This is a genomic window from Acinetobacter sp. ME22 (assembly GCF_022012315.1).
Lineage (GTDB): Bacteria > Pseudomonadota > Gammaproteobacteria > Pseudomonadales > Moraxellaceae > Acinetobacter > Acinetobacter brisouii_A.
Genome location: NZ_JAKLTL010000004.1, coordinates 70,148 through 82,797, shown reverse-complemented (window position 1 = coordinate 82,797; position 12,650 = coordinate 70,148). Strand labels below are relative to the sequence as shown.

Annotated in this window: 8 protein-coding genes; 4 read left to right on the top strand and 4 right to left on the bottom strand. The window is 39.3% G+C overall.

Annotated features, from left to right (window positions below; all coding sequences use genetic code 11):
• Nucleotides 1-110 precede the first annotated feature (110 nt).
• The gene (gene acs / locus LVY74_RS07355) at nucleotides 111-2,060 is read left to right on the top strand and encodes an acetate--CoA ligase (protein ID WP_237814543.1); all 1,950 of its coding nucleotides are present in this window, start codon (nucleotides 111-113) and stop codon (nucleotides 2,058-2,060) included.
• Between the two features lie 360 nt (nucleotides 2,061-2,420).
• Complete coding sequence (locus LVY74_RS07350) at nucleotides 2,421-3,071, top strand: response regulator (RefSeq protein WP_111894996.1); 651 nt, start codon at nucleotides 2,421-2,423, stop codon at nucleotides 3,069-3,071.
• A 63-nt stretch (nucleotides 3,072-3,134) separates the two neighbouring features.
• Here LVY74_RS07350 and LVY74_RS07345 read toward each other — a convergent pair whose 3' ends face one another.
• From LVY74_RS07345 to LVY74_RS07330, 4 genes are all read right to left on the bottom strand, one after another.
• Complete coding sequence (locus LVY74_RS07345) at nucleotides 3,135-4,523, bottom strand: glycosyltransferase family 2 protein (RefSeq protein ID WP_237814542.1); 1,389 nt, start codon at nucleotides 4,521-4,523, stop codon at nucleotides 3,135-3,137.
• 1 nt (nucleotide 4,524) lies between these two features.
• Nucleotides 4,525-5,082 (bottom strand): hypothetical protein, encoded by a 558-nt coding sequence (locus LVY74_RS07340; RefSeq protein WP_237814541.1) that lies wholly within the window; start codon nucleotides 5,080-5,082, stop codon nucleotides 4,525-4,527.
• A gap of 531 nt (nucleotides 5,083-5,613) precedes the next feature.
• A complete protein-coding gene (locus LVY74_RS07335) occupies nucleotides 5,614-6,387 on the bottom strand; it encodes a YaiO family outer membrane beta-barrel protein (protein ID WP_237814540.1) in 774 nt (257 codons plus the stop codon).
• Nucleotides 6,388-6,873: 486 nt separating this feature from the next.
• Nucleotides 6,874-10,365 (bottom strand): hybrid sensor histidine kinase/response regulator, encoded by a 3,492-nt coding sequence (locus LVY74_RS07330; protein WP_237814539.1) that lies wholly within the window; start codon nucleotides 10,363-10,365, stop codon nucleotides 6,874-6,876.
• A gap of 184 nt (nucleotides 10,366-10,549) precedes the next feature.
• On the opposite strand from LVY74_RS07330, the gene LVY74_RS07325 reads away from it, so the two are divergent.
• Nucleotides 10,550-10,906 carry a DUF485 domain-containing protein gene (locus tag LVY74_RS07325; RefSeq protein ID WP_237814538.1) on the top strand — a complete coding sequence of 119 codons (357 nt, stop codon included), beginning with the start codon at nucleotides 10,550-10,552 and terminating at the stop codon, nucleotides 10,904-10,906.
• A gap of 10 nt (nucleotides 10,907-10,916) precedes the next feature.
• Complete coding sequence (locus LVY74_RS07320; RefSeq protein ID WP_237814537.1) at nucleotides 10,917-12,632, top strand: cation acetate symporter; 1,716 nt, start codon at nucleotides 10,917-10,919, stop codon at nucleotides 12,630-12,632.
• Nucleotides 12,633-12,650: the final 18 nt, after the last annotated feature.

The following is a 12,650-nucleotide window of genomic DNA, read 5'->3' as shown; positions in this document are numbered from 1 at the left end:
CAGTATGCTGAAATATTGTACTTAAATAATGGCTGTAGTGGAAAAATAACAAGCAAAAACAATACGCATTTCATGATGAATTGCGTCCATTTGATCAAGGAAGTCAGTCTATGCAAGAGCTTTACCCTGTTCCTGAGGAGTTTAAAACGACAGCGCGCACTTTGGAACATGAATATTTTCAGCGCTACCAACAATCCATTGAACATCCAGAGAAATTTTGGGCGGAGCAAGCCCGTGCTATTGACTGGATTCAACCTTTTACTCAGGTCAAAAATACCCGTTATGACCCTGAAAATTTTAAAATTGAATGGTTTGCAGATGGTCAACTGAATGTTTGTGCCAATTGTCTAGATCGGCATTTAAAAGAACATCCGCATAAACCCGCCATCATTTGGGAAGGAGATCATCCCTCTCGGCATAAAATTATTTCCTACAAAGAGCTGTATGCAGAAGTGTGCCGCTTTGCCAATGCGCTCAAAAAATATGGCATTCAAAAAGGTGATCGAGTCATTTTATATATGCCCATGATCAGTGAAGCCACGATTGCGATGTTAGCCTGTGCTCGGATTGGAGCCGTGCATTGTGCGGTGTTTGGCGGATTTTCTCCCGATGCCTTGGCAAGCCGAATTGAAGACAGCCAAGCCAAAATGGTGATTACCGCTGATGCAGGGATGCGTGGTGGCAAGTTGCTGCCATTGAAGAAAAATGTTGATTTGGCATTGGAGCAGCGTGGAACACATACAGTTGAATATGTTGTGGTGGTACATCGCACAGGCAATCCTATCCATTTTTATCCTGAACGGGATTTGTGGTATCACATGCTGCAAATGGAAGTAGATGAGCGTTGTCCACCTGAGCCTATGAACGCGGAAGATCCACTGTTTATTTTATATACCTCAGGTTCAACAGGAAAACCCAAAGGTGTCTTGCATACGACGGGGGGATATTTGGTTTATGCCGTGACGACTTTTAGGGAGGTTTTTGATTTAAAACAGGATGATGTGTATTGGTGTACAGCAGATATTGGATGGATTACAGGGCATTCCTATGTGGTATATGCTCCACTTGCCACAGGCACAACCACAGTGATGTTTGAAGGAATTCCACAATATCCAACATGGGCAAGAGTGGGTCATATTATTGATAAACATAAAGTGACGATTCTATATACAGCACCCACAGCGATTCGCGCCATGATGCGAGAAGGTGATGCTTATGTCCGTGAGAGTAATCGCTCAACATTACGATTATTGGGCACAGTTGGTGAACCGATTAATCCTGAAGCATGGCATTGGTTTTATGATGTGGTGGGTGAGAAACGTTGCCCAATCATCGATACATGGTGGCAAACAGAAACAGGTGGCATGATGATCACTGCGATTGCAGGTGCAACGGCACTGAAACCAGGATCAGCAACGCGTCCATTTTATGGCGTGCAACCTGTACTACTTGATGCAGAAGGACATGAAATCGATGGTATAGGTGAAGGAAATCTAGCCATTAAGAGCGCATGGCCAGGGCAGATGCGCAGCATTTGGGGAAATCCACAGCGTTTTATCGACGTTTATTTTGCAACATATCGAGGTTATTACTTTACAGGGGATGGCGCTCGCCGTGATGCCGATGGTTATTACTGGATTACAGGTCGAGTCGATGATGTCCTCAATATCTCAGGGCACCGTTTGGGCACAGCCGAAATTGAAAGTGCATTGGTTGCACATGAAGCGGTTGCCGAGGCGGCTGTGGTGGGCATGCCTCATGCAATTAAAGGTCAGGGAATCTGTGCTTTTGTGATTTTGCAAGCAGATCGGGCTGCATCGGAACAGTTACGCTATGAGCTGATTGCATGGGTGAGAAAAGTGCTTGGGCCAATTGCGACTCCTGATTTGATTTATCTGGTCAATGCTTTACCCAAAACCCGTTCGGGTAAGATTATGCGACGTATTTTGCGTAAAATTGTGGCAGGAGAACTGGATAGTTTGGGCGATACATCCACACTGGCTGAGCCACAAGTTGTTGAGCAATTGCTGATGCTATTGACTGAAAATTCAATTAAATAGCAAATTTTTTATGCAAAATAATGAATATAGCTTAAATAAATGCCACTGAAAGGTGGCATTCTAGAGTTAAGATATTTATAGAATATTCGGTTTTTTTATGGCTTTATCATTCAGGTTACATGGAACATCTTTTTGATTTATCTATAAAAATGCAGTATGTTAGAACCAGTTTAGAGCAGAAGTAGCATGCAATTTTAGAATCTGAATTGTGGATGCTATGTTTTCAACTGCGAGTAAAAATGCAGAAAAATATCGAATAAGGCAACAAAGTTGGCAAAAATTCGGTAATATTTGTATACATAGATAAAGTCGTAGCACAGATAGGAATGCTAGGCTACGCCAAATACAGCCAAATCGCTTATGAATATATTAATCGTTGATGATCATCCTCTGTTTCGTCACGCGCTGATTCAAGCAGTGCGTTATAGCTTTCCGCAAGCGCAAATTCATGAAACAGCAGCAGTAAACGAATTTTACGAACGCCTTGAAAATGGAACTGAGCCAGATTTGGTCTTGTTGGACTTAAATTTGCCAGGCGCTTCGGGTTTTTCAGCTTTAGTCCATGTCCGTGCCCAATATCCTTCGATTCCGATTATTGTGGTTTCAGCCCATGAAGAAGCTAGCATTATCCAACGTGCAATCGCACATGGCGCAATGGGATATATTCCTAAATCGGCGCATCCAAGCCATATTGGAGAAGCGATTCGCCATGTGATGGAAGGGGAAATTTGGTTACCACCAAATTTACCTGCCAACATTAGCTTTGACCCACGAGCTGCTGATGAGACTGCCTTGGCAGAACGGATACAGTCTTTAACTCCTCAACAGTTCCGTGTATTGATGATGGTGGCGGAAGGTTTGTTGAACAAACAAATTGCCTATGAGCTAGATGTTTCGGAAGCGACAATTAAAGCGCACGTGACTGCCATTTTTAGAAAATTAGGCGTACAAAACCGTACTCAGGCAGTACTTGCAATCAGTGCACTCAACATTGATGAGAAGAAAATCTAAGAAGAACGGTATAATTCACCTTGTTTATCGTTGAGTTATACCGACTTTCTCGTCTAGATCAGATCAAAATTTAATGCGTTTCATATCTCCCCAGTGTAATGGAGATTTTCTTAAAAATTGAATTGATCCAATGAGTCGCCAGTATGCATGAATATATCTAAACCAAATATTTTCGAGTATGCATGCGATAAACAGTTTGAAGATATTTCTTGCACTGTAATAATTGAAAAATGCAACCTCAATCAGAATTGCACCGAGAGACAGAATTAATCCAAATGATAGTGAAAGTAAATAAAAGTAAAAGAAATAAACCCAGTTAATATAACCAAGAAAACCAAATATTAATAAACTAATATAACCAAACAATTCAATAAAAGGTCCTAAAGCTTCGACAAAAATAAAAAATGGAAAAGTATAAAAACCAAGTAAGCCACTTTTTTGTTTAAATAGAAGATGTTTAGAACTCCATAAGCTTTCTAAAAGTCCTCTTTGCCATCTTTTTCTTTGAGTCGCTAGTGTTTGTATATTATCTGGACATTGTGTCCAACATACTGCATTCGGCACAAATGCAACATTAATCTGTCTTTTATGCTCAAGTGCATATTGTCTGAGTTTAAGCACCAGCTCCATATCTTCGCCAACGGTATTATGATTATATCCATTGACTTCAAAGACCGCTGCTTTTGAAAATAATCCAAAAGCCCCCGAAATAATCATGACACTATCTAATGCTAACCAACCCATTCGTCCATTTAAATAAGCACGTAAATACTCTACAATTTGTATGGTTTCTAGCCATGTTCTTGGCATATTTACTTTTTTGACCTGACCACGAATAATTTCACAGCCATTGGCAATTCGAATGATGCCTCCACTGGCAATGGTATTTTTTTCTAGGAAAAAAGGCTGCACCAACTGGTGGAGTGCTTCTGAGTCTAAAATGGAATCTGCATCAATTGCACAAAATAAAGGGTAGCTACTGAGATTTACACCACAATTTAAAGCATCAGCTTTACCACCATTTTCTTTTAAAACGACTTTTAATCTTTTATCAATCATTGAAATATAATTTTTTTGAATGGGCTTGTGCTTTAATTTTAGCCGCGGTATTTCTAGTACAGGAATCAGCGCATAAGCTTGGATCAATACGGCTAGCGTATGATCTTTAGGTCCATCACAGACTACGATCACCTCAAACTCAGAATAATCTAAATTCAGAAGTGAGCGGACAGACTCAACGATGGTCAGTTCTTCATTGTATGCAGGTGCAATAATACTAATGGGGGTATCATAAAAATCAAATTTATTATGCCAAACACTTTTTTGTAAATCAGACTTTAATATTTTATTAATGCTAAAAAAACCTAAAATATTGAGTAAGCCATAGCCTGAATTTACAAAGAGAAAATAAAGTAAAAATGCAAATTCAAAAAAATTAATGAAATTATGCATCTTATCCCCCTTGATTTAGTGCAATTTGATATTTATTTAATGAAACTTGTAAGGAGTCTTTAGCAAAATTATCATTAATTGTTTGTAGTAAAAAATGAATGAGTTTTTCATCTGAACCATAATATTGAATAATTGCTTGAGCAGATCGGTGTCGAAGCCACCAGTGATTGCTATGTAAACATGTGAGTAAATAATCAAGATTGTTTTTTGAGAAAAAATTATTATTCATGATGGCGTGAATAATATTGACATGATATATCCAGTTAGATTCTTTTTTAAATTTTTCAATTAATTTAAAATCATCAATATCTTTGATATTTCGAATGGCTAAGCAAATACTATCAATATTAAATTTTTCTGGATTGTTTAAAATATATTTTGAATAATCTGTAAAATAACGTGTTCTAGACGCAATTGTTATAATTCTTTTTTCATTTAGATCATCATGTTTTTTAATCAAGTTATAAATGACCACCATTGCTTCTGGGGTATTAAAAAACTGCATTAGATATTTGAGTTCTCGATTATTCCAATGATCTCTTTTGATGATCTCTTTCAAAGTAAAACTATAATAATGTTTGCTATTTATTTTGAGTAAAGCAATACAGGATTCAAAGGCAATAATATCTATTTTATGATGAACGAGATTTTTAATTTCATTTTGAACAGCTTGAGAATTTCTATTTTTGCTATGTATATTTCCTAAAGTGTGAACTATTAGACATATTTCACTACTATTAGCATGATTAAGTAAACTGCTACTCAGCTTTAATCTTTTTAAACATAATTCGGAGAGATTGAGTACATGTGAAATTTCAATTAATTTATGGCGATTTTCAATATTGACATCATTAAATTTTGAAGACCAAAAAGAAATGAACGTAAAAAAATTCTGATTTTTTATATTGATTGATTTAAGTGTGGTATAGGGTGGGGATGCGAAGTGAAAATAGTTCTCTAACTCAGCAATATAGCGTGCTTTTTTTTTAAGCGGATATGATTCTTCACTTTGATGAAGATGATGCTAAAAAATAATTGAAATAATAGAAATAGGTTAATAATGATTAACCAAGTCAGAATGAGTAATGAACTAGGGTTTTGAAAAATCATAAGAAACCCCAATCAAAAGACCTGTTCTTGAATCATGTCCATGATAAATCGTGTGTGTGATGCCAATGCTACTATATAAATTTTTACTGATCAGAAATTTGGAGGTCAATGCATGGCTTGTGATGTGATAAATCTGAGTTGAGGTATTGGTGATTTCAGGTTCTTTCCCATCCGAAAAATAGTAATTGATGCTATTGGTTGTATTTGGAATATAGTAGCTGACTTGAGCTTTTAGCCCTGTTGTTGGTTTATAGAAAGAAGTATCACTGATCCAGAAACCTGCTAAAATTCGCCAATTTGTGAGATATTTTTCTGCAGATAAACTATAATAATTAACGTTAGAATTTTCATATTTTGCATATTTATATTCTAAAATTGGTGAAAGTTGAGCATTTTTATTGCTTTGTTGTAAGGCTAAACCCGCATTAAATTCGGGTAAGTAGGCATGATTATTAAAATCCCCTGCACCTAAATCATACGACAACAGGGTTTTATTGCCTTGATTTTCATGAATCAGATTTGTTGCTTCTAATTCAATTTGATTATCATTTAGATTGTAACGTTCATAGTTACGCAGTAAGACTTGCCAAGAATTATCATTTTCTTTTTGAGTATAACTAAATTCTGTTGTTTTCCAGTCAGGTTGATCATTACTATTTCTTTCTTGGCTATAATTAAGATCGAAAATTTGATGATCAGCAAATGAAGATGAAGAAATAATAGATAAGAGACTAATAAAAATAAGTTTTTTCATAACATTTCTTCAGTTTTTTCATTTGGTTTAAAGGCAAAAAGTACAAGGCCGTATAAATGTTTGATCAGCATTATGCTATCAAGATTTACAGCGTTGAATTAAATCAGGATCTCTATGATTTAAGGTTTACTTTTATTGCTTATTAAGACATTAATTATTATAACAATATATGAGCAATGGTAAAGAGAAGCTGTTGATTTTTTTAAGCATAAAATTTTTATGTGAGAAAAGTTACTGCTTGAAATATATAACAATGAGTAAAAATAAGGGAGGATATTGAATTATTTAAAATACTTGAAGTTGAATTGAAATTATTTTTTTAGTAATTAAATAATATAAATCAATGTTATATGCTGAATTTTTTTAAATTGACTAAAACAAATGAAGTTGTATGTTTTATTGCAATTAGATGACAACTTGAATTTTATACTGCATTTTTTTAAAAATGCTACCTCCCCATCTATAAATAAAGAAGTAGCGTTAAGTTTAGTTGTTGGGGAGTTTTAAGCCTGAAAGCCACGCTCGCATTGATGCAGGTTTCAGGGGTTTCTTCAGCAGCATAATATTGAGCTGTTTGAGACGCTCAGGGAGTTCTGGATCAGAATCTGCGGTAATCAAAGCCACTGGAGTTTCAGTTTGGCGATATTCCAAGATAAAATCTAAACCACGTTGTTCCTGATTTAAGTGCTGATCAATCAGCCAAATCTGAATGTTTTCCTGTTCAATAATACGCTTGGCTTCTTCAGGTTCTCTGGCTTTAAAGACCTGATGTCCCCATTTACTCAATAGCGCCTGCATCCCTTCAAGAATATTTTCGTCATTGTCTAAACATAAAATCTTATAAGCTGTATTTCTGAGCGGCATCATTTGAATCGGTGCTGCTGTAATTTTCGGCGCAGCAACAATAGGCGCTTCAATCATGAAGCACGAACCACGTTGTAAATGCGAATAGACATGTACGGGGTAGTTAAGTAGGCCGGTCATACGTTGAACAATTGCCAAGCCTAGTCCTAAACCTTGTTCGCCCCACGGTGAAGTATGTCCACAGCGTTCAAATTCCTGAAACAGTTTGATGCGTTGCTCCTCTGCAATGCCAGGTCCAGTATCCCAAACTCCAATACGGATATGATTGGGTTGTGATGCTGAACGTAAAACCCCAACCACGATTCGCCCTTTGGCTGTATAGCGCAGGGCATTACTGACAAAGTTTTGAATAATACGACGAATCCATTGTGGATCGGTGTCAATCCAGAACGTAGCATCATGGACATGAAACTCAATACCACGTTGAGCAGCAATCGACTTAAACTGTAGCTTCAAATCACTGAGCAGATCATGTAAAGGATAAGCCTGACGTTTTGGTTGAATCGTTCCACCTTCTAAACGTGCAATATCGAGTAGAGCAGACAACATACTTTCTGCACCATGCAAAGCACGGTCTAGTTGCTGAAGGGTCTGACGATCTTCCTCGGACTGAATACTTTGCTCAAGTGCCGTACTAAATAAGCGGGCTGCATGCATCGGTTGCAACAAGTCATGGCTGGCTGCAGCAATAAAGCGACTCTTGGACATGTTTGCAGTATCGGCTTGTTCACGTGCGCGCTGCTGTTCTGACAGTGCATCTGCCAATTGTTGAGTACGTTCTTTTACACGGGCTTCAAGCACAGCTTCATTTTCACGGAATGCTGTAATATCAGCGAAAGTGGTGACGAATCCACCGCCCTCGATTGGATTACCACGCATTTGAATGACACGGCCATCTTTACGAATCCGTTCAAACTCATGGGCACTACCGACTTTCATCCAGTGAATCCGTTTGCGGACATGCTCTTCAATTGACCCTGGTCCACATTCACCACGTTCTGCGTTATAACGAATCAAATCGGAAATCGGGCAGCCGACATAAACCAAATCTTTAGGATAATCAAAAAGTTTTAAATACTGATTATTCCAAGCTACTAGACACATATTGTCATCGACCACACTGACCCCTTGAGTCATATGATCGATCATGGTCATCAGCAAATTTTGATTAAAGCGTTGCCATTGTGAAGCTTGGTCGAGAATGTTGGCAACCTGAGCTACGCCTAGACCATTGTTGGCCAGCGCCGTGGTGAGCAGAGTACGTGCCGATGCAGCTCCAATCGTTCCTGCCAAATATTGTTCAGTGAAACGCCACCACATGCCATTGGCAATGCTATTGGTATTGAGCACTAAATAATTTTGATCACAAAACTGCTGAAAAGCATGTACGGTAGGGCCTTCACCTGTAATTCGTTTGGCAAGCGCCATTAAATCACTAATTTTTAGACGAGGGCTATCAGGATGGAAATAGCCCATTTCATGGTTTGAGTTTTGAGAAGGTAAGGGCTTGGTTTCATAATAAAAGAAACTCTCAGCTTGAATCTGCTCTGCCACACTTGGACGATAGGCTTTGGAAACCCAAATATAGAGAATGGTATTTAGACCCAATGACCACATGACACCATGCGTGAGTGGTGCCAGTGATTCGAAGCCAAACAATGCTTCAGGGCGTAAGCCATTAATTCCAAACAAGCCGCCATGTAGAATCTGGCTGCTCAATTCTGCATAACCATGCGGTAGGCTACGTAAAATGGTTGGAAACAATAAGGTATAAGCCCACATAATGAAGCCAACCAATAACCCTGCATAGACCCCTTGTTGGCTACCTCCTCGCCAATACAGTCCACCAATTAAAGCAGGTGCGAACTGTGCAACAGCACTAAAAGCCAATAATCCAAAGACTGAAAGCTGGTTAATGTCATTAAAGTAATGGAAAAATAAGAACCCCATCAGCATGACTGCAACAATGCAAATGCGTCGAGTGGTCTTGAGCACCAAAGGTAAGCGTTGATCATGACGTGATAACAGATTAAAACGCCACAATGCGGGCATGATCAGGTCATTACTCAGCATGATGGAGAGCGCGACTGATGAAACCAGTAACATGCCTGTCGATGCCGAAAACCCACCAAGAAACGCCAAAATCGTTAGCCATTCATGGTTATAGCTCATCGGTAAACTAAGTACGGCTACATCTGGAATTTTAAGTAAATCGGGTTGTACATGCAGTGCCCAGCTGGCAATTGGGAAAATGGTCAGCGTAGTTAAAATCAGATACAAAGAAAACCATTTGCGAGCGCCACGAATATGTTTTTCATCACGCAGTTCAACTACAGCCACATGAAACTGCCGCGGTAAGCAAATAATGGCGAGAGCAGCCAGTAGCGTTTGCACCCAAAAGGTGTCGGGAACGCCACTGATTTGTACTTCATGGAACTGCTCTTGGATGTCCTTACTGATTTGGGTCAGGTTGTTGGGATCATCGGTGATAAAGAAAATTGCAACACAAAGTAACGCAAACAATTTTACAAATGATTCAAAGGCAACCGCCAACATTAGCCCACCATGTTGCTCGGTATTGGCCATTTGTCTTGTACCGAATACCATGGACAGCATGGCTAAAATTGAAGTGAGCACCAATACAGTATTTGTGGTGAGATGTAAGGCATTGTTTTCAGGAAGAATAACAGAAGTGCTTAATGCGATTGCACGCAGTTGTAAAGCCAAATAGGGAATAATCGCAATCACGGCAAGAACAGTGACCAAAGATGCAAGCGTGCCACTTTTACCATAACGTGCTGCAATAAAGTCAGCAATCGAAGCAATGGCATGATGTTGGCGGACTCGCCCGATTCGACGCCAAATATCATAGCCTAACCAAATGAATAACAGCGGTCCTAAATAGATGGGTAAAAAGATAATTCCCTGACGGACAGCAGCGCCTGTAGCACCATAAAATGTCCACGAAGAGCAATAGACACCAAGGGTTAGACTAAAGAGTAACATGCGTCCACGTGCACTTAGACGGCTGGCATATTTCTCCCCAAAGAAGGCACAGACAAATAAAATTAGAATGTAAAGGGTTAATACCCCAATGATTACCCAGTTATTCATATTGGCTGCTTGCAGATGATCTGTGCTTATCATACCCGAAGCTGAATGCTGAACGAAAACCCCACTTAAAATTTTAGCGACCAAAGTCTAACTGACTAAAAGCCTTAAATATTGATACCGTTACAACACAGAAAAAACAATTAAAAAATGCGACCAAGGCTGGTTGTACACATGGAGTAAGGTTATGGATGAGGTACAAGTAGAACGAATTCTACAAAATCCAAAATTCAAAGAAATGGTAAGCCGTAAAAGTAAATTGAGCTGGACATTGACCATTATTATGTTGGTGATCTATGTCGGTTTTATGCTACTTGTCGGTTACAACAAAGAGTTCTTAATGAGTTCTTTTAGTGGTGGAGTAACGACTTGGGGGATTCCTCTTGGTCTTGGCATCATCGTTCTGTCTTTTGTGTTATGTGGCGTGTATTCCTATATTGCCAACAATTCATTTGACCAGCTTAATGCAGAAGCAATGAAAGAAGTTGAAGCGATTACGCATCAAAGCAGCACTTCTTCTCAATCTAATGCAACTCACGGATGAGGATATGCGGATGAACTGGACTTCTCTAAAAAATAAAGCATTACTTGCATCAGCAGCATTTAGCTCAACGGTTGCTATGGCAAGCCCAGATTTGGGTGCAGCCGAACAGCAGGCAACCAACTGGCATGCGATTATCATGTTTGTAATCTTTGTTGGTTTAACCCTGTTTATTACCAAATGGGCAGCAAAACAAACCACAAGTGCACAAGATTTCTATACCGCAGGTGGTGGGATTAGTGGTTTCCAAAATGGTTTAGCCATTGCGGGTGACTATATGTCAGCAGCATCATTCTTGGGTATTTCAGCACTTGTGTTTAGCTCAGGTTTTGATGGCTTGCTCTATTCACTTGGTTTCATGGTCGGTTGGCCAATCGTATTGTTCCTTGTTGCTGAACGTTTACGTAACTTAGGTAAATACAACTTATCTGACGTGGTTTCATTCCGCTTGGAAGAAAAGCCAGTTCGTACCTTGGCAGCATTTAGCTCATTGGTTGTGGTTGCTTTCTATCTCATCGCACAAATGGTGGGTGCAGGTCAGCTGATTAAACTTCTGTTCGGTCTAAACTATAACATCGCTGTTGTTGTGGTTGGTTTACTGATGATGGCTTATGTAATCTTCGGTGGCATGTTGGCAACAACTTGGGTACAGATTATTAAAGCGGTCATGCTATTGAGTGGTGCAACCTTCATGGCGTTCATGGTAATGAACTCTGTTGGTTTCAGCTTTAGCAACATGTTTACTAAATCAATCGAAGTCTATGGTGAAGTGCGTAGCATTAGCTTTGAAGATGCCGCTAAAATTATGGGACCAGGTAAACTGGCTGCAAACCCAATTGATGCGCTTTCTCTTGGCTTGGCATTGATGTTTGGTACAGCAGGTCTTCCACATATCTTGATGCGTTTCTTCACTGTTAAAGATGCAAAAGAAGCACGTAAATCAGTTGTGGTTGCAACAGGCTTCATCGGTTACTTCTACTTACTCACATTCATTATCGGTTTTGGTGCGATCTTGTTCGTATCAAACAACCCTCAATTCCTTGATGCTGCAAAAATGGCAGTGACAGGTAAACTTGAGTTGGTGGGTGGTAACAACATGGCTGCGGTGCATTTAAGTGATGCAGTAGGCGGCGACATGTTCATGGGCTTTATCTCAGCAGTAGCATTCGCAACGATTCTTGCAGTGGTTGCAGGTTTAACCCTCTCAGGTGCTTCAGCGATTTCTCATGACTTGTATGCAAACGTGTTCAAAAAAGGTCAAACAACCCCTGAATCTGAACTTCGCATGTCAAAGATTGCAACACTTGGTCTTGCAATCTTTGCAATGATCTTGGGTGTTTTATTTGAAAAACAAAACGTTGCATTCATGGTCGGCTTGGCATTCTCTGTTGCTTGCTGTGCAAACTTCCCAGTACTTGTATTGTCAATGTTTTGGAAAGGTTTAACTACACGTGGTGCGGTGATTGGTGGTGTGATTGGTTTGGCAACAGCCGTGATTATGATTGTGTTATCGAAAGCAGTTTGGGTCGATACACTTAAAATCTCTGATACGCCAATCAACCCATTAAATGGTCCAGCAATCGTTGCAATGCCATTATCATTCCTTTGCTGCTGGTTCTTCTCTGTAACAGACAAGTCAGCGCGTGCAGAAAAAGAACGTAAAGCATTCGACGCTCAATATGTTCGCTCAATGACAGGGATTGGCGCATCAGGTGCATCTGATCACTAATCTGTAAGTTGAAATAAA